Genomic DNA, 25,339 nt, shown 5'->3' with positions numbered 1-25,339 from the left:
TGGAGCAGGAGACCCGGATGAAGCCGCCGCCACCGTTGAATTATATCCGCTCGTTCGAGAGCTCGGCCCGCCATTTGAGCTTCACCACGGCGGCCAAGGAGTTGGGCTACACGCAAGCGGCGGTCAGCACGCATGTGCGTGCCCTTGAACATTATATCGGCCGGCAGCTGTTCATCCGCTATCCGCGCAGTCTGAAGCTGACCGAGATGGGGGAGGCGTTCCTGCCGACCTTGCGCCAGGCGCTCGACCAGATCGACCAGGCGACCGAGGCGATCGTCGCGTCCTCGCGCAACCGCACGGTGGTCGTTTCCTGCCCGATGAGCCTTGCCGAGAACTGGCTGGCCGGTTGCATGGCCGCCTTCCGCAAGAAGCACCCTGAGATCGAGATCGTGCTGCACGGCACGATCTGGGAAGACTTGAGCGAGCAGATCGCCGACATCACCATCTCGACGCGGCGCTTCGACGACAGGCCGCCTTCGGCAATCCCGCTCTGGAACGACGAACTGGTCCTGCTTTGCGCTCCCGCCGTGCTCGAGGGCGAGCATGCGCTGAAGACGCCGCAGGATATGCTCAAGGTGGACTGGATCTTCGTGCATGGCCGCCAGGAATATTGGCAGGTGGTGACCGATGCGCTCGGCGTCGACCTGGAGGACCACGACAAAGGCCTGTCGACCAATGCTTCCAACATCGCGCTCGAGCTTGCCGCCATGGGGGCCGGCCTCGTCGCCACGCAGCGCTCGCTCGCGCATGCCTATATGCGCCGAGGGCTGCTCGTCGAGCCGTTTCCGGTCCGGCCGCCAAGCCCCTGGAACTACTATCTGACCGAGAGCCAGCTTTCCAAGGGAAACATCGCGCGCACGGTCAAGGAATGGATCCTGTCCAGGGCCAGGGAAGACGCTGCCTGAACGCGGCAGCGTCATCGCCTTCAAAAATTTGACGGGCCAATGGCATTGTTTTTTTAGGCCTTTAAGGCCGGCTTTCTGCGGTTTGTGAAAGGCCGAGCCCTTCCGGGATTTTTGCATCGCCCCTAACATGCGTATCCGCAAGGGGAATGTAACGGGCGGAAAAGCCCTGAACCGGAGAACAACGATGACAATGTTCAAGAGCAACGGTGACCGCGTCCCGACGGTCATCGAAAGCTACGCAGCCGAAGTCAAAAGCGGCCGGATGGACCGCCGCGAATTCCTGGCCATGGCGAGCGTGATGGGCGCTTCCACGGCGCTGGCCTACTCGATGGCGGGGATCGAGCCGGCCAAGGCCGCGGCGATCGTGCCCGGCAAGAAGGGCGGCATCCTGAAGATGCAGATGATCATCAAGGACATGAAGGATCCGCGCGCCTGGGACTGGTCGGAAATCGCCAATGTCATGCGCCAGTGCAACGACTACATGATCCGCTACACCACCGACTTCACCTTCGAGGGTCATCTGGTCGAGAGCTGGGAGGTGAGCGACGACGCCACCGAATACACGCTGCATCTGCGCAAGGGTGTGAAATGGTCGAATGGCGACGACTTCAACGCCGACGACATCGTCCATAATATCGAACGCTGGTGCGATAAGGCGGCCGAGGGTAATTCGATGGCCGGCCGCATGGGCTCGCTGATCGATCCCGCCACCAAGAAGGCCGCCGCCGGCGCCATCGCCAAGCTCGACGACCACACGGTGAAGCTGAAATGCAACCAGTCGGACGTCACCATCATCCCGGGCTTTTCCGATTATCCGGCGGTCATCGTCCATCGCGACTTCGACAAGAACGGCGCCGACATGCTCAAGACGCCCGGCACCGGCCCGTATGAACTGATCTCCTACAAGGTCGGCGAGTCGGCTTCGGTGCGGCGGCGTAAGGACTTCACCTGGTTCGGCGGCGAGCCCTATCTCGAAGGCGTCGACTGGACCGACTACGGCTCGGATGCGTCCAACCCCGCCATCGGCAGCGCCTTCGAGGCCGGCGAGATCGATTGCAACTACCAGACCGTCGGCGGCACCGTCGACCTCTATGACAGCATGGGCCTGGTCAAGGAGCAGGTGGTCACCGCCGGCACGATCGTGCTGCGCACCAACGTGACCAACAAGCCCTATGACGACAAGCGGGTGCGCAACGCCATCCAGCTCGCCGTCGACAACGAGACCGTGCTGAAGCTCGGCTATAGCGGCCTCGGGCAAGTTGCCGAGAACCACCATGTCTGCCCGATCCATCCGGAATATTACGCGCTGCCCAAAATCCCGCGCGACCTCGCCAAGGCAAAGGCGCTGATGGCCGAGGCCGGCCAGACGGACCACGAGTTCGAGCTCATTTCCTATGACGCCGACTATGTGAAGGATCCGGCCGACGTCGTCGCCGCGCAGATGCGCGGCGCCGGCTTCAAGGTCAAGCGCACCATCATTCCAGGCTCGTCCTTCTGGAACGACTGGACGAAATATCCGTGGTCGACCACCGACTGGGGCATGCGGCCGCTGGGCGTGCAGGTGCTGGCGATCGCCTATCGCAGCGGCGAGGCGTGGAACGAGTCCGGCTACGCCAATCCCGACTTCGACAAGAAGCTCAACGAGGCGATGGCCATCGCCGACCCCGAGAAGCGCAAGGAACTGATGAAGGACGTCGAGTTCATCCTGCAGGACTCAGGCATCCTCGTCCAGGCGTTCTGGCGCTCGCTCTACCGTCACCACGCCGCTTATGTGAAGAACCTTGGCATGCATCAGACGTTTGAACTGCAGCTGGACAAGGTCTGGCTGGACAAGGCCTGAAGCGATCAATCGCGACAAGTATCTCAGGGGCGTGTTGCGCCCCTGAATTCGCCGGCGACTGTGATTGCCCAGTCGGCTAAACCAACTCGCAGAGCGTTTCGAAAGAACGCGAGACAAGTCGCCGAACAAAGGGAAGAAACCTCGATATGCGTACTCATGCACAAGCCGTTGTCATTGGCGGCGGTCTGATCGGCTGCTCGATCCTCTATCACCTCGCCAAGTTCGGCTGGACGGATGTGGTCCTCCTGGAGCGCAGCGAGCTGACTTCCGGTTCGACCTGGCACGCGGCCGCCAACATCCACGGCCTGCATGATTCAACCAATATCAGCCGCCTGCAGCATTACACGATGGCGCTCTACAAGGAGCTGGAGGCCGAGACCGGCCAGGGCTGCGGCATCTTCCAGCCGGGCTCGCTCTATCTCGCCCAGACGGAGGCGCGCGAGCATCAGCTGAGGCTGCAGGAAGCCAAGGCGCGGCGCTACAAGATGAATTTCTACGAAGTCGGCCGCGATGAAGCCGAGCGGCTGCATCCGCTGGTCGATTTCGACGGCATTCGCTGCATCATGTATGAGCCGGAGGGCGGCAATGTCGATCCGTCGGGGGTGACGGCGGCCTATGCCGCGGGTGCCCGCCAGCGCGGCGCCGAGATCCATCGCTTCACACCGGTCACGGCGACCGAGGCGCAAGCGGACGGCAGCTGGATCGTGCGCACGCCGAAGGGCGACATCCGCACGCAATGGGTGGTCAACGCCGCCGGCCTGTGGGGCAGGGAGGTCGCCGCCATGGCCGGGCTGCAATTGCCGCTGATCCCGACCGAGCACCAGTATTTCGTCACCGAGACCATTCCCGAGATCGCCTCGATGGGCCGGCGCCTGCCGTCGGTCGCCGATCGCGACGGCGAGTATTATCTGCGCCAGGAAGGCCTGGGGCTGCTCATCGGCGCCTATGAGCGCAACATGAAATTCTGGGCCGAGGACAGCACGCCGATGGATTTCGGCCACGAGCTGTTTCCCGACGACCTCGACCGCATCGAGGAAAACATGATGCGCGCCGTCCAGCGTGTCCCGGCCGCCGCTACCGCCGGCGTCAAGAAGGTGATCAACGGCCCGATGATCTGGTCTCCCGACAGCGCCGTGCTGTTCGGGCCGGTGCCGGAGCTCAGCAACTATTTCTGCTGCAACGGCATCATCCCGGGCTTCTCGCAATCGGGCGGCATGGGCAAGCTTGCGGCCGAATGGATGATCGAGGGCGAGCCGACGCTCGACATGTTCGGCTGGGACATGGCGCGCTTCGGCCATTGGGCCGGCAAGGCCTTCACCAAGGCCCGCGTGCAGGACCAGTACAGCCACCGTTTCAAGATCCATTTCCCGAACGAGGAGCGCGCCGCCGGCCGTCCGGTGCGGACCCGTCCGGTCTACGAGATGCAGAAGCAAATGGGCGCCGTGTTCGGCCTCAATTTCGGCTGGGAACATCCGCTGTGGTTCGCCGCGGAAGGCGAGCCGCGCGAGGAGACGATCGGCTTCACGCGCCAGAACTGGTGGGCGCCGGTCGGCCGCGAAGCCCGCATGCTGCGCGAGCATGCCGGCATCATCGACATCTCCAATTTCGCCAAATACGAGGTGAAGGGGCCGGACGCGGAAGCCTGGCTGAATGCGGTCTTCGCCAACCGCATGCCGACCAAGGTCGGCAACTCCTGCCTGACGCCGCTGATCGGCAAGCGTGGCGGCATCGCCGGCGACTTCACCGTGACGAGGCTGGCGGACGACGAGTTCATGGTGATCGGCTCGGGCATGGCCGAGCGCTTCCACCAGCGCTTCTTCAAGTCCGTGCCGCTGCCGGCGGGCACGACCTTCCGCTCGCGCACGGAGGAGCTTGGCGGCTTCAACGTCGCCGGCCCGAAATCGCGCGAATTGCTGCAGCGGCTGACCAATGACGACCTGTCGAGCGAGGCCTTCCCGTTCATGCGCTCGCGCCAGATTGCGGTCGCCGGCGTCGATGTCGTGGCGCTGAGGGTCTCCTTCACCGGCGATCTTGGCTGGGAGCTGCATTGCCAGGCAGCCGATCAGGTCGAGCTCTATCGCGCGCTGCTCAAGGCAGGCGCGGAAGTCGGCGCCGGACCGGTCGGCTCGCGGGCACTGATGTCGCTGCGCGTCGAGAAGGGCTACGGCAGCTGGAGCCGGGAATATTCGCCGGAATACTGGCCGCAGGAGGTCAAGCTCGACAGGCTGATCAAGACGGACAAGGAATTCCTCAACCGCGAAGCCTATCTCGCCGTCGCCGACAAGCCGGCGCGGGACGAACTGATCATGCTTTCCGTCTCGGCCAAGGACGCCGACGCCACCGGCGGCGAGCCGATCTTCCTGCCGGACGGCACGCCGATCGGCCAGGTGTCGTCCGGCGCCTATGGCTATTTCGTCGATCAGTCGCTGGCGATGGGCTACGTCAAGGCGGGAACCGCCAAGGCGGGCGACAAGGTGACCGTCGCCATCCTCGGGCGGCCGCATGACGCGGTGCTGCTCGCGCATCCGCCGTTCGACCCGGAAGGCAAGCGGCTGCGGGCGTAGTGGCCGCTATTGCTTGAGAATTGGCCGGCGGCGACGTGCCGCCGACGGCTCAGCCGCCGAACCGGCCCAGCCAGTGGCGGGCGAGGTCGGAGCGGCGGCAGACCCAGATGTCCGGATTCGACGTGACCTTGTCGAGGAAGCGCTCCAGCCCGATCATGCGACCCGGCCGCGCCGCCAGCCGGCAATGCAGCGACACCGTCATCATGCGCGGGGTCTTCTGGCCTTCCTTCAGAAGCCAGTCGACGCCGTCGCTGACATATTCGAAGAACTGGCTGCCCGTCTCCAGGCCCGAACCGCGCGAAAAACGGCTGTCGTTGTTGTCGAAGCTGTGTGGCACGACAAGGTGCCGCCTGGCGCCGACGTCGACGAAATAGGGCAGGTCGTCATTGTAGTCGTCGCAGTCGAACAGGAAGCCGCCATGTTCGACCACCAGCCGCCTCGTGTTGAGGCTTGGCCGGCCGGTGTACCAGCCCTGCGGATCGAAGCCGGTGACCTTGCGGACCGCATCCACCGTCATGGCTATATGCTGGCGCTCTTCCTCTTCGCTGAGCGGCGCGTAGTCGATCCAGCGCCAGCCATGGCAGACAATGTCGCTGCCAAGTGCCGCGATCGCCTTGCCCGCGGCCGGATTGAGCTCCACCGCGCGCCCGACGACGTAGAAGGTCGGGATCACACCCTTGTCCTGGAACAGCGAGATTAGCCGCCAGACGCCGACGCGCGAACCGTACTCGTAAAGCGATTCCATGTTGCGGTTGCGCAGACCGGGTGCGGCGGGCGCCACGGCGAGGTCGGAGAGGATCGCTTCGGAGACGCCGTCGCCTTCGCCGATGCTGTATTCGGCGCCTTCCTCATAGTTGACGACGATGTTGAGCGCCAGTTTCGCGCCGCCGGGCCACTCAGCCTGCGGAGGCTGCTCGCCATAGCCGATGAAATCGCGGGCAGGCAGATACGGCATATGTGACGTCACGTCTTGAAAATCCCCTCGGATGGAGCCCTACCAGCATTGCCGGCCGCGCATGGCGGTCAGGGCGCGCAGCGTGCGGTCCATGACATCCTGCGGCCCGACCGTGATGCGCAGGCAGTCGGTCAGGCCGTAACCGGAGAGGCCGCGCGTGATGATATCGGCGCCGCGCAAAGCGTTGTCGGCGGTGGTGGCTGCCGCCGCGTCGGCAAAGCGGACCAGGACGAAATTCGTCCGGCTTTCGGGAACCTCGTATCCGGCGGCCCGCAAGCCCTGCGCGAAGCGGTCGCGGATATCGGCGGTGCGCGCCACGATGCCGCGCGTATAGGCCTGGTCCTCGACCGCCGCGACACCCATGGCGAGGCTCACCGTCGAGACCTGGTTGGAATTCTGCATCTTGCGCACTTCGGCGGCGACCTGCGGCGCGAACAGCCCCCAGCCGACGCGCGCGCCGGCCAGCCCGTAGGCCTTGGACAAGGTGCGCAGGACCACGGTGTCGCCGCGCCCGGCCAGCGCAAAGACGGCTTGCGGATCCTGGTCGTCGAATTCGCCATAGGCTTGGTCGATCACCAGGAGAACGTTGCCGGGCAGCGCCGCGCGCAGGCGCAGCAACTCGGCGTTCTTGATGCGCGTGCCGGTCGGGTTGCCCGGGTTGCAGACGAAGACGACGCGCGTTGTCGGCGTGAGAGCCGCAAGGATGGCATCGATCGACACCTCGAAGCCGCGCTCCGCAGCCTTGACGTAGGTCGCCCCGACGCGCGCGGCCGCCGAGGCGGCGAAATTATAGGCATAGTCCGTGCCCAGCACCTGCGTGCCCGGACCGGCGAAGGCCGCTAAGGTGCAGGCGATCAGCTCCATCGAGCCCGCGCCGCACAGGACAAGATCGCGCTCGACCCCATAGGCCCTGGCGATCGCATCGCGCAGCAAGGTCCAGTCCGGGTCGGGATAAAGGTGGCTGCGCGCCACGGCGTCCCGGCCGGCCTCGATCGCCTTGGGGCTGGGCGGGAAGGCGCTCTCGTTCTGGGCCAGCGTCGGCCGATCATACCCGCCGAAATTCGCCAGCGCGAAAGCGGACATGGCCTCGATATGGGCGGTGGCTTTCAGGGGCACGGCATAAAGGTCCGGCTATCGGCTTGTCGGCAAGGTTTTCCGCAATGAGGCTAAGGCAGGGCGGCCAACCCGCAAAGCAAAATTCGCCGGCACAATGACTATGGGAATTTGGCCCATGCGGGGTGTGGAGGCAGCGGCCGACTAGGCTCTCTTCTCTCGACTAGCGGGGCCAGCCAGCTTTATTCGCTATCAGCACGATCGAGACCGTCATCAAAAGCACGATGAATGTCCAAATCACCATGTTTGCGGACAGGCGCCAGCGGCGACCTTGTCTCATGCGTTTTCGCCAACGATCGGCTTGATTGGCGCCCTCGTATTTTCCCAAGCTATCCCCACGGCCGCAGCCTATCGCAAGCAGGAGCGATTGTAGCTTGCTGCACGGAGGCGGAATAGTGGGGAGGAATGAGGCGGCCCAACTGGGCGCCTCGCGGGGTATTGGCCGCCGGTTCCGATTCCCCGCCATGCGCTGCTCAGTGTTTTAGCCAGAGATGGCTAGATGTCGTATCGGGGGACCAGCTTCGGCGATCGCAGTTCCTGGGCCATCTTTGCCGCTTGGAAGACCGTCATAAGAACGTAGGTCGTTTCACCTTCGGTCGAGTTTATGGCCAAGACCACGCGGCCAATCTCGTCGCTCATGGCGCACGACCAATCCTTGACTGCAATTGCCCGTTTTCCCGCCATGTGCCCCTGCCTTCCTTTCGGGAGGTTATTTGGCGTCGTGAAGACCAGCAATTTGGACTGAATGCCCATTCCGTTGGGCCTAACGTCGGTCTCTACCCTTGTTTGTCTTCAACTCATGAGCAATCGAAATGCCCGTCGTCGGATTGGCGAATTGCGGTGGCTAATGATCAAAGCCAGCGCTCCTGGATTCAGCAATCCGAGGCCGGCTGCAAAAGGAAAAGGTGCAGTGTCACCGTAATTCCCTCAGCCTCGCGTGCCGGCTCTTTCGTCCCGAAACGAGACACATCTGAGGCGAGTGTTGCCGCAGAGCTACAGCGCAGCATCCGGATTTTGTTCTACAAACGAGGTTGCGTAGGGTTTCCTGGACACGGCGGACCGTCTGGAACTAGGGGCGCAAGCATGAGGGAGATGGCCCGCCGGCTTCGGTCGGCGGGTCTTTCTTTAGCTATCGATCTCCAGTGGGCTTATGCCCCGGCTGCACATGCCAGATGACTTGGCGATTCGAGAGCGGCTTTGGGAACAGGGTGCAGGGCAAGACCGGCGCGCCGCCACCCAAGTGGCTCGCCAAGGAAGGGCGAGGAGATGCTGCGCCACGCCTCACTGCGGGATTCCGCGAAGATTAGCCGGGTCACCGCTGAGAGAAATGGCTGGCGTGGAAAAGGTCCGCACCAAAACGCTACGCAGGTGCGGACCCTGCTCTTTTCCGCTGAACGCGGGCTCAGGCGAGCCGTAGTTCAGCGCCCGGAGGATGTTAATGATTGCGCGCCCCGGAATATGCGTCACTTCCTTCATTGTGAGTATCTGATGCATCTTTCCGACGAAGCAGCCCGACAGCCTGTTGGGGTAGGAAGCGGACGGGCCGCCGGGCCTAACCGGCCAAGGGCTGGAGGCCGGCTGAGTCGTAGCGTAATATTAGCGGCTGCGCATAAAAACCCTGAGCTGCCATTTTCCCCAGTTTTAGCCGCTGTCAGAAGTGCGGCAGCCGAGAGTGAATGAGCGCGCAGCTATTTCACGCGACCGGCGAGCAGGCCCATACGATCCGCTTTCGGCGGCTTGTCGAAATCCGGCGGGAGAAGCGGGTGATCTGGCGCGATGAGCAAAGGACAGCAGGAGCGGCCCGGCAGGCTGGCAGCTGCCAGCAAACGCCGGGCCTAGCCGATGGGTCTCGGGGGCGAGACACGGCACCGGCTAACGACAGCCAGCGCGCTAATTCCCGCGCCGTCTGGCTCTTGATCCTGGCACGGTTTCACACGGATTTTCGGCCAATCTGGCGAGCCGCCGATCTCTCAGCCACAGGGATTTCTTGCTTTCCCGTCTCTCATGGCGAGCATCAAAAGCGGCCGATTGGCCTTGCATCGATGCGATGGCATAGTCGGCTCTGTTGGTTCGATAGTCTTCCTTTTGGATGGTCATTGGTATTCCTCCCGCGGGGGCTTTCCCTCCATAAAGCGGATCGAGGCCAATGGCCGCCAATAAATCGCAGGAGTCTACAAATTGAGGATTGTATTAAAATGATACACACCCGCGCTGGCAGCAATCTAAAGCGGGTGGCTGCGGCTTCATTCCTGTGATGAAAAGGGGCCGGAGCGAGACGATGGCCCCTCGGCTATCGCTTTAGCAAATCGCGATTGATGGTGATGGTAGGTGGCCTCCACCCGCCCGGCATATCCAAGGATGCCTCACGGAAACTTCGCTCGACGTCGGCGGTATAGGTGCCGTCGTTTTCGAAGCGGTCCCAGAGGATGAAGCCAGTGATGAACGCGATCACTATAAGGGGCCAGCGCATCGGAACCTCCCTCAAAGTCCCGAATGGCATTATCTGCCTGCGGCAGGACAAATACAAGCAGTTGCTAATATTCAGCCCGCGAAGGCGTGGACGGTGTTGAGGCCCAAGGTTGAAATAGCCACGATCTGGCATCTTTCCTGCATTGGACCCTTTCGAGAGCGGAAAGGGATGACGAGATGCGGATACATACTCGGCCGAGCCGAAGGGCTGGCGCGTCGAAATGCATATTTTCGGGGCCACTACCGATCGATAGTGTGCAGGTGGAAGAGGAAGGCGTTATTATAATCTCTGTGACTGCTGATGACATCTACACAAAGAAATCCAAGCAGCACTACGAGATAGCCCTGACAAGAGAGGAACTCAGACTGCTTGCCGCTGCCGCGCTCGAGCTGCCCCGAGATCGGGTGTCATGAACTGAGCCGCCTCAAAATAGGACGGGGTGTGGGGGCGTGCGGCCTGGCGGGCAAGCGCCTATGTCATCAAACGGGATGTGCGGGAGGGCAAATTTCAAACTGAGACACTACCCATCGTCTCTGGATCATGTCGGCTTGTCGACCCGTGGCGTCTTTCTCTTTGGCGGAACGTAGGCGGTCACCAGTCTGACCTTATCGGCGTTCACAGTGACCGGCACGCCGAGATTGACCGTCACTTTGCCCCTCATCGACGCGGGTAAACGTTTGGTCAACCACCACCGTGTATTAGAATTCTCTAATGCGATTCACCCTGGTGCTCTTTTGTTGGGCTGCATTCTTCGGCTGGGATTTAGCCGCCAATGATGGTGAATTCGTGCTCGCGATCGGCCATGGGGTTTTTCGGCTCATCCGTATGACGGGGCTGGTCTGACTGCCGGTAGCGCACCTGCTTCTTAAACTCGTGCCGGCAGAACCGGCATATTCGCGCATCTGCCTTCACAATCTCAGCGCAGTCGGGACACTTCTTTTCCAAGATTGGGCCGAAGATTTTGGAGCGCGGTATCGCCTCAATTGTCCGCACCGTTTGATCAGGCTTTCAGCGTGGGTTTTCACCGCCAGGCAAGGAGCGTGTCAGCGATGCCCAACGAAATGAAGGTTCTTTTGCGGGATAATGTCACGCTTCGCGACGACCCCGGTCCGCCGCTTGATAAGCGTTATAAGACCGTGACGGTTCACACGAAGCACGAACCCTTCATCTTCGTTGGCGAGGGCGACACGGCACGTGTTTGACTACATTCGCCGGGCTCACGCAAAAAGCGGCGCATCTCAGAAGCTGAAGGGCTGCCACGCAGCGATCAAGGCAGACAAAGGAGCGAGGGCTGAAATCTATTTGCTTCGTCAGCCCAGGGCTAGACCGACCGAAATCCCGACGCCGATCGCGATGCCGGTTGTCAAGTTTCCGGCCAAGCGGAGCGCGCAGGATATCGCGGCGGCGCGCCAATTGCCTCTCGGCAGAGTTCTCTGCAGGTTGATCAGCTCGTCAAAAACGTGGTCCATCGGAATTTCTCTCCTTCGCGTAGATCGGCGCCTAGCGGAGTCGAGTTGTGTAGATATGCTGTAGATCAGCCATTTTTCGGCCAATCCTGAAAACTCTGTATCCCTTGGAAATTTTGGCTCCCCGGGCCGGATTCGAACCAGCGACCAACCGGTTAACAGCCGGTTGCTCTACCACTGAGCTACCGGGGAACGGAGGCTCTGACGTGAGTGGCGCAGCCTATAGCAAACACCTTTCGGCTTTGCAAAGCAGCAATTCGCAATTTTTCTCCAGTTTTTAATGCGGCTATTTGTGCCATCGTTCAACATGCCCACATATGAAGGGCTTCACACCGGCACGGAACAAAGCGGCCGGTTGGCCTTTGACATGGCATTGGCGGCAGATGGGATTTGATTTTGAATGACGGCAGCTGACGACGACAGTGCCCCGGCGCGGAAGATTTCGGTTTTCGGCCGCGAGTTCACCATGCCGCGCTCGCGCGGCTGGCGAATCGCGATCGGCATGCTGCTCACCCTTGGCGGGATTCTGGGCTTTCTGCCGATTCTCGGCTTCTGGATGGTTCCGCTCGGTCTCCTGGTGCTGTCCTACGAATTCGCCATGATCCGGCGCCACCGGCGGCGTTTCGTCGTCTGGTGGGAACGCCGGCGCCGGCCCGACTGAGCGCCTGCGGCGGCTCCGCCGCGGCGATGCTGGACCCATGACAACCGATTGGTAATCACCACTTTGGCTGCTCGATACGAAAGCGTCGGGAATGACGCGCGAGCGCTTGACGACCTTTGAGCGCCAACATAATGAGTTCGCTCGGAACGCCGGGAGCATTGCGAGGCCTCGTGGCGGAGTGGTTACGCAGAGGACTGCAAATCCTTGCACCCCGGTTCGATTCCGGGCGAGGCCTCCAGATGCTTGCGGGCTCCAGCGCAACCGCGCCGGAGCAGGGGTTCCAGTCGAAGTTTTGGCCGCGCGCCTGGCGCGGGGAGCGGATTGTTGGGACATGAACGCTGATTTCTCCGAACGCCGCGTGAAGATGGTCGACGGCCAGGTCCGCACCACCGATGTCACCAGCGCGCCGCTCATCGAGGCGATGCTGACCGTCCCGCGCGAGGCCTTTGTCGGCGCCGGACAGCGGGATCTGGCCTATATCGACGAAGACATCCGCATTTCCGATGGCGCGAATGGCGGCGGCGCACGCTACCTGATGGAGCCGTCGCCGCTCGCCAAGCTTTTGCAGCTGGCTGAAATCGACGCGAGTGATTCGGTGCTCGATGTCGGTTGCGGCACCGGCTATTCCGCCGCATTGCTGTCCAGGCTCGCGCGCTCGGTCGTCGCGCTCGAGAGCGATCCCGCGCTGGCGGAGGCCGCCAAATCCACGCTTTCCAGTCTTGGCTGCCAGAACGTCACGGTGGTCACCGGGCCGCTGCCGCAGGGGCAGGCCGCCAAGGGGCCCTACAACGCCATTTTCATCGGCGGCAGCGTCGAGGAAGTGCCGCCGGCATTGCTCGACCAGCTTGCGGAAGAAGGCCGCCTGGTTGTGGTCGAAGGGCGGGGCAACTCTGGCGTGGCCCGTCTGTTTTTCAAGGCAGGAGGGGTTGTAACCGGAAGAAGGGCCTTTAATGCGGCAATTAAGCCACTACCGGGCTTCGAACGTGCTCACGCGTTTGAATTCTGAGCGTTTTTGCCTTGCAGCGAATGCGCTGTCATGATCGCTTGCGCCTGACAATCGTTGCTGATTTGGTTAACCGGGTGTTTTCGGGAGGCCGACAGCGGGGGAACGATAAACAACGCGGCGCCGGCCGATCCGTATGGGTAGGCTGACGTGGCGTGGTTCCCATGCAAAACGAATGAGGGAAATAACGTGCCGCCTCTACGCAAGAGTGTTTTAGTAGCTATCCTTGTTTCGGCCACCGCGCTTTCGCCGTTGGCCGCCTCCGCTGAAACCATTACGGGCGCGCTCGCCAAAGCCTACCAGTATAACTCCCAGTTGAATGCTGCCCGCGCTGGCGTGCGCGTCACTGACGAGGGCGTAGCCATTGCCAAGTCGGGCTGGCGTCCGACCGTCACCGGTTCGGCCAACATCGACTACACCAATATACATGGCTTTGGCACCAGCAGGAGAATAACGACGGGCAGCTTCGGCGTGCAGATCAACCAGACGCTGTTCGACGGGTTTCAGACCAAGAACAATGTCGCCGCCGCCGAATCGCAAGTAAAGGCTTCGGTCGAAAGCCTGCGCAACACGGAAGAGAACATCCTGTTCAACGCGGCCAGCGCCTATATGGACGTGATTCGCGACCGTCAGATCGCGGTGCTGACCGAGCAGAACCTGCAGTTCCTGACCGAGCAGGCGCGCGCCGCCCGCTCGCGCTTCGAGGTCGGCGAGGGCACCCGCACCGACGTCGCCCAGGCCGATGCCTCCCGCGCGACGGCCGTGGCGCAGTTGAGCGCCGCCCGCGCGACGGCGCTGGCAAGCGCCGCAACCTACCACCAGATCGTCGGCGACGAGCCTGGCAAGCTCAAGGCAGCCTCGCCGCTTGGCAAGCTGCTGCCGGGTGGCGTCGATTCGGCCTTGGCCATCGCTTCCGCCGAACATCCCGCCATTCTGGCCACACAGCATCTCGTCGATGCCGCCGCCTTTTCGGTGAAGTCGTCGGAAGGCGCGCTGCTGCCGCAGGTGACGGCCTCGGCCGGCGTTTCGGACGACTACAGCCACACCGTTCCCAGTTCCATCAGCAGCCCCAACGGTAGTTCGACATCGGCCAATATCGGCGCTTCGCTCACCATTCCGATCTATTCGGGTGGCCGGACCTCGGCGCTGGTGCGGCAGAGCAAGGAATCACTGGGCGAGGCGCGCATCCAGGTCGATGTCAGCCGCGACCAGGTGCGCCAGGCCGTGGTCTCGGCCTGGACGCAATATGTCGCCGCGCGCCAAAGCGTGGATGCCAACAGGCAGGTGATCGATGCCGCGCAACTGGCGCTCAACGGCGTCATCGAAGAGCGCAATGTCGGCCAGCGCACGACGCTGGATGTGTTGAACGCGCAGAACGCGGTCATCACCGCCAAGATCAACCAGGCCAGCTCCGAACGCGACGTGGTCGTGGCGAGCTATGCCATCCTGTCGGCGATGGGCCGGCTGTCGGTCGATCGTCTTGGGCTGGCGGTCACCAAATACAGGCCCGAAGAGCATTACAACGCCGTCAAGGACAAGTGGTTCGGACTGCGCACGCCCGACGGACGCTGATTTCCGGTATGCTTCCAGCAAGCGCCGCGTGTCCGATGGACGCGCGGCGTTTTTCTTTGTCGATGGCACGGGCTCGTCGGGCCGCGAACCGCCTAATCTGTTGAAATCCAACGCGTCCCCAGATTGGGGATTCTCGGATGACGATAGGTCGGTTACGCTGTCGCCATTGATTCGAATTCCGACCCGGGCAGGAACGGAATTCCTGAATGGGTCAAGTTCTTGAACGGGTCAGTTCTTGGACAGGGTCGAGTTCTTGGGCAGGTCACTGGGGCGGCGGATGTGACGATGGCGACGGCAAGCAGCGCGCAGCGCGAACCTTCCATGGAAGAGATACTGGCTTCCATCCGAAGGATCATCGAAGACAGCGACACCGGGCGCAAGCAGCCGGCCGAGGCTGGTGAACTGCGCCAGGATCTGGAGCCGGCCGCGGTTAGCGTACCCACGGTCGAGGTCGACGCCTTTCGTTCCGAATTGCATGCCGACGCCGGCCCGCGCAAGCCAGCGACGCTGGCGGAGGTCCAGGCCCAGCTGGCCGCGGCCGATCCGGCGGTCGCACGCGCCGAGGCTCGTCGAGAGCCGGTCAAGGCGGCTCTGGCCGCGGTCGATCCCGAGGGCGCCGAGCCGAGCGCGCAAGCGGCCACGAGCAGGCCGGCCGCGGCAAATGCGACGCAGTCGGCCGAGACCATAGTCGCCGATTGGCGGCGCGAAATAGCGGCGGTCGGCGGCAGCACGGTTACCGCGAGACCGGCCGTCCGGGTCCCGGAAGCCGCGCCGAGGGTCGAGATCGAGAAGCAAGAGCCGGCGTTTGAAGCTGCCGCGCATGCCAGCGCTCCCCGGGCATCCGAACCGGAGACACAGCCGGCCCGGCCCGCGATCCTTTCCGAGCATACGGGCCGGCAGGTTGCCGCGGCTTTCGGCGAGCTTTCCGATGCTTTTGCCAGCCGCGGCAAGAAGAGTTTCGACGAGATGGCCGAGGAGATGCTGCGGCCGATGCTGCAGGATTGGCTCGACAACAACCTGCCGACGCTGGTCGAAAGGCTGGTGCGCGAGGAGATCGAGCGCGTGGCGCGCGGGGCGCAGTAAGCTGCCGCAACATGCACGCTGAAAAGCGCCGCCTTCGGGCGGCGCTTTTGCTTTGGGACCCGCTGCGCCCTTGCAGTCGACATGCATCAGGCGAGCCGCCATTGCGGCACCGGCCGGGATTGTCGCCGGTCGCGGCATGCCTATCTGTAAGAGCGATCGCAGTTCTCGCGGTTGACTCGGCCAAGACCTTCCGATTTACACCGGACGCTTGTTCCCGACAGTTCGGACCTCCTCCATGCTTGATAAGACCTACGACGCCAAAGCCGTCGAGCCGAAGATCGCCAAAATCTGGGAAGAGGCGGATGCCTTCCGGGCAGGCGCCGGCGCGGAAGAGGGGGCCGAAGCCTTCACCATCGTCATCCCGCCGCCGAACGTCACCGGCTCGCTGCATATGGGCCATGCGCTCAACAACACGCTGCAGGACATTCTCGTGCGCTTCGAGCGCATGCGCGGCAAGAACGTGCTTTGGCAGCCCGGCATGGATCATGCCGGCATCGCCACGCAGATGGTGGTCGAGCGCCAGCTCATGGAAAAGCAGATCCACCGCCGCGATCTGACGCGTGAGGAGTTCATCGAGAAAGTCTGGGAGTGGAAGGCCGAATCGGGCGGCGCGATCTTCAACCAGCTGAAGCGGCTCGGCGCCTCGGCCGACTGGTCGCGCGAACGCTTCACTATGGATGAAGGCCTGTCCAAGGCGGTGCTGGAAGTCTTCGTCACGCTCTACAAGGAAGGCCTCATCTACAAGGACAAGCGCCTTGTGAACTGGGACCCGAAGCTGCTTACCGCCATTTCCGACCTCGAGGTCGAGCAGCATGAGGTCAACGGCAATCTCTGGCACTTCCGCTACCCGATCGAAGGCGAGGCGTTCGACCCTGAGAACCCGAAGACGTTCATCACGGTGGCGACGACGCGTCCCGAGACGATGCTCGGCGACACCGCCGTGGCCGTGCATCCGGACGACGGGCGCTTCACCGATCTGGTCGGTCGCAACGTCGTGCTGCCGATCGTCGACCGCAAGATTCCGATCGTCGCGGACGAGTATTCCGATCCGGAGAAAGGCTCCGGCGCGGTCAAGATCACGCCGGCGCATGACTTCAACGACTTCGAGGTCGGCAAGCGTCACAAGCTGCCGGCGATCAACATCCTGACGGTCGAAGCGGACCTCAAGCTCAAGGACAATGAGGATTTCCTCGCCGGTCTCGAGGTCACGCCGGAGCGCCAGGCCGTGTGGGACGAGCTGGACGGGCTCGACCGCTTCGCGGCGCGCAAGAAGATCGTCGAACTGATGGAGGCCGGCGGCTTTCTGGAAAAGGTCGAGCCGCATCGCCATGCCGTTCCGCATGGCGACCGCGGCGGCGTGCCGATCGAGCCATTCCTGACCGACCAATGGTACGTCAACGCCGCCGAGCTCGCCAAGCCGGCGATTGCCTCGGTGCGCGAAGGCCGCACCAATTTCGTGCCGAAGAACTGGGAGAAGACCTATTTCGACTGGATGGAGAACATCCAGCCCTGGTGCATCTCGCGCCAGCTCTGGTGGGGGCACCAGATCCCGGCCTGGTACGGGCCGGACGGGCATGTCTTTGTCGAAAAGACCGAGGAAGAGGCTTTAGCCGCGGCGATCGAATATTACCTTGCGCTGGAAGGGCCGTGGAAGGCCTGGGTCGAGGACAAGCTGGAAAACTTCCAGCCGGGCGAGATCCTGACCCGCGACGAGGACGTGCTCGACACTTGGTTCTCGTCGGCGCTGTGGCCGTTCTCGACGCTCGGCTGGCCCGATCAGACGCCGGAGCTCAAGACCTATTACCAGACCGACGTGCTGGTGACCGGCTTCGACATCATCTTCTTCTGGGTCGCCCGCATGATGATGATGGGCCTGCACTTCATGGACGAGGAGCCGTTCCACACCGTCTATGTGCATGCGCTGGTGCGCGACAAGAACGGGCAGAAGATGTCGAAGTCGAAAGGCAACGTCATCGATCCGCTCGACCTGATCGACGAATATGGCGCCGACGCGCTGCGCTTCACGCTGACCGTCATGGCGGCGCAAGGGCGCGACGTGAAGCTCGATCCGGCCCGCATCGCCGGCTACCGCAATTTCGGCACCAAGCTGTGGAACGCGACGCGCTTCGCCGAGATGAACGAGGTCGCGCGCGACGACGAGTTCTGGCTGAACGACGCCAAGCTGCCGGTCAACCGCTGGATCCTGACCGAGCTGACGCGGGCGGCGCGCGCTGTCACCGAAGGCATCACCAGCTACCGGTTCAACGAAGCGGCGGGCGCGGCCTATCGGTTCGTCTGGAACCTGTTCTGCGACTGGTACCTGGAACTGTTGAAGCCGGTGTTCATGGGCACGGACGAGGCCGCCAAGGCCGAGAGCCGGGCCTGCGTCGCCTTCGTGCTGGACGAGATCTACAAGCTCCTGCATCCGATGATGCCGTTCATGACCGAGGAACTGTGGGCGCAGACCGCTGGCGAGGGCAAGCAGCGCTCGTCGCTGCTTTGCCACGCCGCCTGGCCGTCGCCCGACTTCGGGGACGAAGAGGCCGCCGCCGACATCAACTGGCTGGTCGACCTCGTTTCGGGCATCCGCTCGGTGCGTTCGGAAATGAATGTGCCGCCGGCGGCGATCGCGCCGCTGATGGTGATCGGCGCCAACACGCTGACGCAAGAGCGGCTGGAGCGTCACGCCCAGGCGATCAAGCGGCTGGCGCGCATCGGCGATATCGCGCTCGCCGATGCACCGCCGAAGGGCTCGGCCCAGATCGTGCTCAACGAGGCGACGGTGAGCCTGCCGCTCGGCAGCCTGATCGACCTCCAGGCCGAGGCCGCGCGGCTGCAGAAGGAACTGGCCAAGGTGACCGAGGAGATCGCTCGCCTGCACAAGAAGCTGTCGAACGAAAAGTTCGTCGCCAATGCGCCGGAAGAGGTGGTCGAAGCCGAGCGTGAGAAACTCGCCGAATATCGCGAGGCGCAGGAGAAGCTTTCGGTGGCTTTGACCAGGGTCCGCAACGCTGGCTGAGCGGCAAGATTCGGCCTCGCTCCAAAGGCGCTTTCCGGTACGTTTGCTGCCTCGAAAATGGGCGTGCCGCTACGTTAATTTTGACGTAAACGGAAAGTTTGCGCCCCATTGTTGCCATAATGTAACAATGCGGCCCGCGAGCGCTAAAATCGGCTGTTTTTGCCCTGTTTTGGGTAGTTTCTTCGGATTTTTTCGACCGTTCGACCCCGGTTGGCGCGATTCAGGCGCCGATTGCGGTGCCAGCCACCATGGCGAAAATACGTGCTGTCAAGATGTACATGTACAGCTCTTGAAATCGTTGTTGCGTCGTTAACCCGAATTGGTTCTAGCTTGAGCCACTTGTATTTCGGGGAGGGATTTCCATGAACATCTTGCGGCTCAAAGCTCTGGCGGGGGCAGGCTGCTTTTCGATCGCGTTGATCGGCGCGGTGATGCATCCCGCGCATGCCGGCGGCCTGGAGCGCGGCGGCTACGACATCGACCTGCTTTTCGATCCGGCGCCGGTCGCGACTGAGGCTGAAGCGACCTATGTGATGCCGGATCGCAAGTACAAGAATGCGAAAGGTCCGGGAGGGGCCGATCTTAGTCCCCTCGGCTTCAGCACCACGGCCGACGGCGCGGAGCCTTATTGGGTGCCGCGCATCGGCGTCAAAGCCCAAGTTGTCCAAGGCGTCGACTGCATGGTCGATTACTCGCAGCCTTGGGGCGCACATACCGCGCCAGGTAGCACGTGGAGCGGGGCGTTTTCCAATATAGAAACCGATATCAAGAGCAATAACTACGCAGGTACCTGCTCCTACAAGTTTGATGTCGGTAAGGGTCAACTCCGTTTTATCGGCGGTTTGTTCTACCAGGATATCTCGGGCTTTAAGGAGAACTTGATATCCCTAGGCGGCGCAGTTGGTCGCGTCGATCTGGACGCAAGTGGTTGGGGCTGGCGCACCGGAGTGGCCTACGAAATCCCCGAGATCGCACTTCGGGCCAGCTTGGTCTATAATTCACAAGTCAAGCTCGACAATATCTCCGGTACACTCACGGCACCGGTTTTACCCACTGGCTCTGCGCCGATCTACGGCAGCACACAATACATGCCGGACTCTGTGGAATTGAAATTGCAATCCGGTGTTGCGCCGGGCTGGCTAGCTTTCGGTTCGATCAAATGGGTGAACTGGAGTGTGCTGCAAAGCGTTCCGATCTGTATAGTGGGCACTCCTTCCCAGTTCTGCGTGACGAATGGTCTGGGAGAGACGACATCGCTAGACCTGATGTATCGTGACGGCTGGACTGTTTCGGGTGGTATTGGCCATAAGTTCAACGATCAGTGGAGCGCCGCCGCTCAGCTCAGTTGGGATCGTGGCACTTCGCATGGCTATGGCGCCCAGACTGATACTTGGACACTTGGCGGTGGAGTCGCTTATACACCGCAACCCAATATCGAGGTTCGTTTGGCTGGCGCGATCGGTGTGTTGACCAGCGGTCATTCCGGCATATTGATTGGCGAAAACGATAAGATTGTTGGTGCAGACGCCAGCTACGATTTCGGCAATGATCTGATCACCGCAATTTCGGGCGGGATCAAGATCAAGTTCTAAGTTTCTGAAAATTCAACAAAAAAGGCCGGGCAATGCCCGGTCTTTTTATTTGCAAGGCTGATGCTTTGGCTTCGCCCTTCCGCCCGCTGTTGCAGATTCGCCGCGCAACCGGCACCCAATATGATTGTGACGTTTTGGCAACAGTTTATGAACAACCCCCGCGCTAAAAGACTTGCCGAGGGAACTGCCCATTTCCCGCCATAAACCCGGAGCACCCGAGATATGTCCCGAGATGCGTGCCAGGTTGGCGCGGCGAGGGGACCGGCCGCGGGGTGTGCGGCAAGGACGATGATGGACGCCAAGGCAATCTCCAAGGCCAAGCTGCCCAGCCGCCACGTGACCGTTGGTCCGGCGCGCGCGCCGCATCGTTCGTACCTCTATGCCATGGGCCTGTCGGCGGCCGAGATCGCGCAGCCTTTGGTCGGCGTCGCCAGCTGCTGGAACGAAGCGGCGCCCTGCAACATCTCGCTGATGCGCCAGGCGCAAGTGGTCAAGAAGGGCGTTGCGGCCGCCAACGGCACGCCGCGCGAGTTCTGCACCATCACCGTCACCGACGGCATCGCCATGGGCCACCAGGGCATGAAGTCGTCGCTGGTGTCGCGTGAGGTGATCGCCGATTCGGTCGAGCTCACCATGCGCGGCCATTGCTACGATGCCCTTGTCGGGCTCGCCGGCTGTGACAAGTCGCTGCCCGGCATGATGATGGCGATGGTGCGCCTCAACGTGCCCTCGATCTTCATCTATGGCGGCTCGATCCTGCCCGGCAGCTATCGCGGCCGGCAGATCACCGTGCAGGACGTGTTCGAGGCGGTCGGCCAGCATTCGGTCGGCACGATCAGCGATGCCGAATTGCTCGAGATCGAGCAGGCGGCCTGTCCTTCCGCCGGTTCCTGCGGCGCCCAGTTCACCGCCAATACCATGGCGACCGTTGCTGAAGCGATTGGCCTCGCGCTGCCCTATTCCTGCGGCGCGCCGGCGCCCTACGAAATGCGCGACCGCTTCAATTTCGCTTCGGGCGAAAAGGTGATGGAGCTGATCGCCAAGAACATCCGGCCGCGCGACATCGTCACGCGCAAGGCGCTGGAGAACGCGGCGACCGTGGTGTCGGCCACCGGCGGCTCGACCAATGCGGCGCTGCATCTGCCGGCGATCGCGCATGAGGCCGGCATCAAGTTCGACCTGTTCGACGTGGCGGCGATCTTCGAGAAGACGCCCTACATCGCCGACCTCAAGCCGGGCGGCAAATATGTCGCCAAGGACATGTTCGAGGCCGGCGGCATTCCGCTCCTAATGAAGACGCTGCTCGACCATGGCTATCTGCATGGCGACTGCATGACGGTCACTGGCCGCACTTTGGCCGAAAATATGGAGCACGTTTCCTGGAATGAGAGCCAGGATGTTGTGCGTCCCGCCAATCGGCCAATCACCAAGACAGGCGGCGTTGTGGGCTTGAAGGGCAACCTTGCCCCCGAAGGTGCGATCGTGAAGGTCGCGGGCATGTCGGAACTGAAATTCTCCGGTCCGGCGCGTTGCTTCGATTCGGAAGAGGAGTGCTTCGAAGCGGTCACGCAGCGCAACTACCGCGAAGGCGAGGTTCTCGTCATCCGCTATGAGGGGCCGCGCGGCGGTCCGGGCATGCGCGAGATGCTGTCGACGACGGCCGCGCTCTACGGCCAGGGCATGGGCGGCAAGGTGGCGCTGATCACCGACGGGCGCTTCTCCGGCGCCACGCGCGGCTTCTGCATCGGCCATGTCGGGCCGGAGGCGGCGGTCGGCGGGCCGATCGGGCTGATCAAGGATGGCGAAGTGATCTCGATCGACGCCGTGAAAGGCACGATCGAAGTGGCCCTGTCGGACACCGAGCTGGCGGCCCGGGCAAAGAGTTGGAAGGCGCGCAAGACCGACTATCAGTCCGGCGCGATCTGGAAATATGCGCAGGCCGTAGGGCCGGCCCGCGACGGCGCGGTGACCCATCCGGGCGCCGCAGAAGAAACGCACTGCTATGCGGACATCTGAGGTGTTGAGGTCGTCTGTCTTTTCGGCACTGGTCGTGATCGCCGGTCTTGGCGCGACCTTGGGCGCCGTCGGGCAGGCCATGGCCTTCGACGACAAGGTGTTCGACGACAAGACCGGCGTGAAGCCGCAGTCGAGCCCCTGGGCGGTGTTCCAGTTCGGCTTCTCCGCCTACAAGAGCGGCCATAAGGAACAGGCGGTCGAAGCCTATAAATACGCCGCCGAGAACGGCCAGATCGGCGCCACCTGGAAGCTTGCGCGCATGTATGCCGAAGGCGACGGCGTGACGCGCGACGACTACGCCGCCTTCAAGTTCTTCTCGGAAATCGTCGATCAGGATGTCGAGCCCGGCTCGCCGGAAGAGAGCTATGTGTCGGACGCGCTGGTGGCGCTGGGCGACTATCTGCGCAAGGGCATTCCCGGCACGCCGGTCGAGGAGAACGACGTCGCGGCGCAGGAATACTACATGCGCGCCGCCGCCAACTACCGCAATCCGAACGCCCAGTTCGAGATCGGCCAGATGTTCCTCAAGGGCGAGGGCGGCGTGAAGGCCAGCGTCAAGCAAGCCGGCCGCTGGCTGCAGCTCGCGGCCGAGAAGGGCCATGCCGGCGCGCAGGCGACGCTCGGCAACCTCCTGTTCCAGAGCGGCAAGGTGGTGCGCGGCCTGGCGATGATGACGGCCGCACTCGAGCGGGCTCCGGCGGCCGACCAGCCCTGGATCCGCAACATGCAGGAAGAGGCGTTCGCCGCGGCCGGCGAGGCCGATCGCCGGACCGCGATCTCGCTCGCCGACGATATCCTGACCAAGGGCAACAACGGCGACCAGTAAGCGCAGGTTGGCGATAGCGTGCATGGCAGCTTGGCGCATGCAATGGCTAATGCAGCGCTGGTCGACCCCCACTCCGTCTCGGCTTCGCCGAGCCACCTCTCCCCCGATCGACGGGGTAGAGGAAAGGCGCCAAGCTTTTTTGCCGTCAACGCCCGTCCGGCAACGCTCCCTTCCTTTCCCTCCGGAGGGGGGAAAGGTGGCGCTGCGAAGCGGCGACGGATTGGGGGAACCACCTGGCAATCAAGCCTCGGCCTGATCAGTCGCGCCAGTCACAGAAGATGTGTGCATAGCGTAACCTGGATGGTGGGGAGATCAACGAAGCCTCAGTTCTCGGTCGGCTCCGTCGGCGTCTGGCCGGGCGTCGGGGTGGAAAGCGACGTCGGGTGCGGCTTTGGCGCTTCGCCCGGACATTCGTCCTTAATCCTGGTCCAGGACGTGTTGTTGAGAACCATGTCGCAACGGGCGAGGTAGCTCTCGCCGGCCAGCATCAGGCACGCCGTCTCGCCGACGTTGAAGGATTTGCCGTTGGCAAGACAGGTTGGCGCCGCCAGCAACGGCGTCGGCGCGGCAAGCGCCAAGGCAAGCCCGACCGGCCCAAAAAGAAATCGGATCGCCATTCAACCCCCACAGCAAGCCCGCATCAAAGACTGGATTTGTGGCGATACTGGGGTCCGGGAGCCTGGCAACGTCTCAGGCGGGCTGCAGGCTGAGCTCGATGGCGACCGGCACATGGTCGGACGGTTTTTCCCAGGCGCGGACATGTTTTTCCACCGAGGCCGACGCAAAACGGTTGGCGGCTTCGGGTGACAGCAGCAGGTGGTCGATGCGGATGCCGTTGTTCTTCTGCCAGGCGCCGGCCTGATAGTCCCAGAAGGTGTAGACGCCGGCCGAGTCGGTCACGGTGCGCACCGCTTCGGTGAAACCGAGATTCTTCAGCCGGCGGAAGGCTTGCCTCGTCTGCGGCTGGAACAGCGCGTCACCCAGCCAGTTTTCGGGAAACCGGGCATCGGCGGGTTCGGGAATGACGTTGTAGTCGCCGGCCAGCACCAGCGCCTCCTCGAGCCGCAGCCGTTCCTGCGCCCAACGCTCCAGCCGCGCCATCCACGCCAGCTTGTAGGAAAACTTCCTCTCATCGTCGATCGGGTTGCCGTTCGGCAGATAGAGCGAAGCGACACGCAAGGCGCCCTGGTCGGTGGAAAAAACGCCTTCGATGAAGCGGGCATGATCATCCGCATCGTCGCCAGGCAGGCCGCGATTCACCTCGTCGAAGGGAAGCTTCGACAGGAGAGCGACGCCATTAAAACTCTTCTGGCCGTTGGTCTCGACATTGTAGCCCAGCGCCTCGATCTCGGCGCGCGGGAACTGGTCGTCGACCGTCTTGATCTCCTGCAGGCACACGATGTCCGGCGCGCTTTCGGTCAGCCAGTGGGTGAGGTTGCCGATGCGGGCGCGAACGCCGTTGATGTTCCAGGTGACGATCTTCATGAGGACCTCAATGCTCTTCGGACGGCAGGCGTTCGACGAGGCCGATCGTATTGCCTGCGGGGTCCTTTAGAAAGGCCATCCATTCGCTTTCCCCCGCCGGACCGAACTGCCCCTCGGTGTCGCGGTGGACGAGCGTCGGCGGCGCGGTGAAGGGAATGCCCGCGGCTTTCGCCTCCGCGTGGAAGGCTTCGAGGCCGGCGATGTCGAAATAGACGGTGCCGCCCGGAACGCCGTCGGTGAAGAGCAGACGCACATCACCGGCCATAATGAAGGCAATACCGGGCGGGTCGTAGCGGGCATGCAGGTTCAGACCAAGCACGTCGCGCCAGAAAGCAAGCGTCGCATCGAGGTCGCGGCCAGCCGAGAGCGCGACCTGACGGACCGCGCCGACGGCAGGCATTGGGCTATATGGAGAAGCTGGTGCCGCAGCCGCAGGAGGCGACAGCGTTGGGGTTCCTGATTTGGAAGGACTGGCCCATCAGGTCATCGACGAAGTCGATCACCGAGCCGCCCATATAAACCAGCGACAGGTCGTCGATCAGGATCGTCGCGCCATCCTTCTCGATGGCGACATCGTCATCGTTGCGGCTGCCGACGAGATCGAATTTGTAGGAAAAGCCGGAGCAACCGCCGCCTTCGACGGAGACGCGCAAAGCCGTCTTGCCCGGTTCGCCGGCAACGACCCTGGCGATCCGCTTGGCCGCGGCATCGGTCATTTCGACCTTCATGGCAGTCTTGGCATCCGCGCCCATCGGCGTCACCTTGCTTT

22 protein-coding genes and 2 tRNA genes are annotated in these 25,339 nt (G+C 62.7%); 14 read left to right on the top strand and 10 right to left on the bottom strand.

The genetic code is table 11. From position 1 onward, the window contains the following. Window positions 1-17: 17 nt before the first annotated feature. The 3 genes from FJW07_RS29635 to FJW07_RS29625 all read left to right on the top strand — a co-directional run bounded on the left by FJW07_RS29635 (window position 18) and on the right by FJW07_RS29625 (window position 5,309). Complete coding sequence (locus FJW07_RS29635; RefSeq protein ID WP_140652546.1) at window positions 18-905, top strand: LysR substrate-binding domain-containing protein; 888 nt, start codon at window positions 18-20, stop codon at window positions 903-905. Window positions 906-1,089: 184 nt separating this feature from the next. Further along, complete coding sequence (locus FJW07_RS29630; RefSeq protein ID WP_140859686.1) at window positions 1,090-2,745, top strand: ABC transporter substrate-binding protein; 1,656 nt, start codon at window positions 1,090-1,092, stop codon at window positions 2,743-2,745. A 146-nt stretch (window positions 2,746-2,891) separates the two neighbouring features. Continuing rightward, a complete protein-coding gene (locus FJW07_RS29625; protein ID WP_140859685.1) occupies window positions 2,892-5,309 on the top strand; it encodes an FAD-dependent oxidoreductase in 2,418 nt (805 codons plus the stop codon). Between the two features lie 49 nt (window positions 5,310-5,358). On the opposite strand, the gene FJW07_RS29620 is transcribed toward FJW07_RS29625, so the two are convergent. The 5 genes from FJW07_RS29620 to FJW07_RS29595 all read right to left on the bottom strand — a co-directional run bounded on the left by FJW07_RS29620 (window position 5,359) and on the right by FJW07_RS29595 (window position 9,847). Continuing rightward, complete coding sequence (locus FJW07_RS29620) at window positions 5,359-6,276, bottom strand: allantoinase PuuE (protein ID WP_246680899.1); 918 nt, start codon at window positions 6,274-6,276, stop codon at window positions 5,359-5,361. Window positions 6,277-6,303: 27 nt separating this feature from the next. Next, a complete protein-coding gene (locus FJW07_RS29615) occupies window positions 6,304-7,380 on the bottom strand; it encodes a histidinol-phosphate transaminase (RefSeq protein WP_246680898.1) in 1,077 nt (358 codons plus the stop codon). A 492-nt stretch (window positions 7,381-7,872) separates the two neighbouring features. Then, window positions 7,873-8,130: a hypothetical protein gene (locus FJW07_RS29610; RefSeq protein WP_181181747.1), complete on the bottom strand. Its 258-nt coding sequence runs from the start codon at window positions 8,128-8,130 to the stop codon at window positions 7,873-7,875. Between the two features lie 528 nt (window positions 8,131-8,658). Next, window positions 8,659-8,853 (bottom strand): hypothetical protein, encoded by a 195-nt coding sequence (locus FJW07_RS29605; RefSeq protein ID WP_140652541.1) that lies wholly within the window; start codon window positions 8,851-8,853, stop codon window positions 8,659-8,661. 814 nt (window positions 8,854-9,667) lie between these two features. Next, complete coding sequence (locus FJW07_RS29595) at window positions 9,668-9,847, bottom strand: hypothetical protein (RefSeq protein WP_140648186.1); 180 nt, start codon at window positions 9,845-9,847, stop codon at window positions 9,668-9,670. A 711-nt stretch (window positions 9,848-10,558) separates the two neighbouring features. On the opposite strand from FJW07_RS29595, the gene FJW07_RS32325 reads away from it, so the two are divergent. Further along, the gene (locus tag FJW07_RS32325; protein WP_264295969.1) at window positions 10,559-10,690 is read left to right on the top strand and encodes a hypothetical protein; all 132 of its coding nucleotides are present in this window, start codon (window positions 10,559-10,561) and stop codon (window positions 10,688-10,690) included. 206 nt (window positions 10,691-10,896) lie between these two features. After that, window positions 10,897-11,049 carry a hypothetical protein gene (locus FJW07_RS31840; protein ID WP_181182756.1) on the top strand — a complete coding sequence of 51 codons (153 nt, stop codon included), beginning with the start codon at window positions 10,897-10,899 and terminating at the stop codon, window positions 11,047-11,049. A gap of 381 nt (window positions 11,050-11,430) precedes the next feature. Here the strand turns inward: FJW07_RS31840 and FJW07_RS29585 are convergent. Next, a tRNA-Asn gene (locus FJW07_RS29585) sits at window positions 11,431-11,505 on the bottom strand. Between the two features lie 208 nt (window positions 11,506-11,713). On the opposite strand from FJW07_RS29585, the gene FJW07_RS29580 reads away from it, so the two are divergent. From FJW07_RS29580 to FJW07_RS29540, 9 genes are all read left to right on the top strand, one after another. Beyond that, window positions 11,714-11,974, top strand: a complete 261-nt coding sequence (locus FJW07_RS29580) for a hypothetical protein (RefSeq protein WP_140646690.1) — start codon at window positions 11,714-11,716, stop codon at window positions 11,972-11,974. A 164-nt stretch (window positions 11,975-12,138) separates the two neighbouring features. Beyond that, window positions 12,139-12,212, top strand: a tRNA-Cys gene (locus tag FJW07_RS29575). 93 nt (window positions 12,213-12,305) lie between these two features. Next, window positions 12,306-12,980, top strand: coding sequence for a protein-L-isoaspartate O-methyltransferase (locus tag FJW07_RS29570; protein WP_140646691.1), 675 nt, complete (start codon window positions 12,306-12,308; stop codon window positions 12,978-12,980). Window positions 12,981-13,166: 186 nt separating this feature from the next. Continuing rightward, the gene (locus tag FJW07_RS29565) at window positions 13,167-14,549 is read left to right on the top strand and encodes a TolC family outer membrane protein (RefSeq protein ID WP_140646692.1); all 1,383 of its coding nucleotides are present in this window, start codon (window positions 13,167-13,169) and stop codon (window positions 14,547-14,549) included. Window positions 14,550-14,834: 285 nt separating this feature from the next. Beyond that, a complete protein-coding gene (locus tag FJW07_RS29560) occupies window positions 14,835-15,632 on the top strand; it encodes a PopZ family protein (RefSeq protein ID WP_140783916.1) in 798 nt (265 codons plus the stop codon). A 235-nt stretch (window positions 15,633-15,867) separates the two neighbouring features. After that, entirely contained in the window at window positions 15,868-18,651 is a 2,784-nt protein-coding gene (locus FJW07_RS29555; protein ID WP_140783915.1) for a valine--tRNA ligase, read from the top strand. A gap of 362 nt (window positions 18,652-19,013) precedes the next feature. Further along, window positions 19,014-20,243: an OmpP1/FadL family transporter gene (locus FJW07_RS29550; protein ID WP_140783914.1), complete on the top strand. Its 1,230-nt coding sequence runs from the start codon at window positions 19,014-19,016 to the stop codon at window positions 20,241-20,243. Window positions 20,244-20,534: 291 nt separating this feature from the next. Continuing rightward, window positions 20,535-22,259, top strand: coding sequence for a dihydroxy-acid dehydratase (ilvD, locus tag FJW07_RS29545; protein ID WP_140783959.1), 1,725 nt, complete (start codon window positions 20,535-20,537; stop codon window positions 22,257-22,259). Beyond that, window positions 22,246-23,085, top strand: coding sequence for a tetratricopeptide repeat protein (locus FJW07_RS29540; RefSeq protein WP_140646696.1), 840 nt, complete (start codon window positions 22,246-22,248; stop codon window positions 23,083-23,085). Before ilvD ends, FJW07_RS29540 begins: the two co-directional genes overlap by 14 nt. A gap of 323 nt (window positions 23,086-23,408) precedes the next feature. On the opposite strand, the gene FJW07_RS29535 is transcribed toward FJW07_RS29540, so the two are convergent. From FJW07_RS29535 to erpA, 4 genes are all read right to left on the bottom strand, one after another. Next, the gene (locus FJW07_RS29535) at window positions 23,409-23,702 is read right to left on the bottom strand and encodes a hypothetical protein (RefSeq protein ID WP_140783913.1); all 294 of its coding nucleotides are present in this window, start codon (window positions 23,700-23,702) and stop codon (window positions 23,409-23,411) included. A 73-nt stretch (window positions 23,703-23,775) separates the two neighbouring features. After that, a complete protein-coding gene (gene xth, locus FJW07_RS29530; protein WP_140783912.1) occupies window positions 23,776-24,570 on the bottom strand; it encodes an exodeoxyribonuclease III in 795 nt (264 codons plus the stop codon). A 7-nt stretch (window positions 24,571-24,577) separates the two neighbouring features. Beyond that, window positions 24,578-24,970 (bottom strand): VOC family protein, encoded by a 393-nt coding sequence (locus FJW07_RS29525; RefSeq protein ID WP_140652521.1) that lies wholly within the window; start codon window positions 24,968-24,970, stop codon window positions 24,578-24,580. A 4-nt stretch (window positions 24,971-24,974) separates the two neighbouring features. Beyond that, window positions 24,975-25,322: an iron-sulfur cluster insertion protein ErpA gene (gene erpA, locus FJW07_RS29520; protein ID WP_140859683.1), complete on the bottom strand. Its 348-nt coding sequence runs from the start codon at window positions 25,320-25,322 to the stop codon at window positions 24,975-24,977. Between the last annotated feature and the right edge of the window lie 17 nt (window positions 25,323-25,339).

It is taken from the genome of Mesorhizobium sp. B3-1-9 (genome assembly GCF_006439595.1).
Lineage (GTDB): Bacteria > Pseudomonadota > Alphaproteobacteria > Rhizobiales > Rhizobiaceae > Mesorhizobium.
Note: the sequence above shows the minus strand (reverse complement) of the source record. Positions and strands in the feature narration are given on the sequence as shown.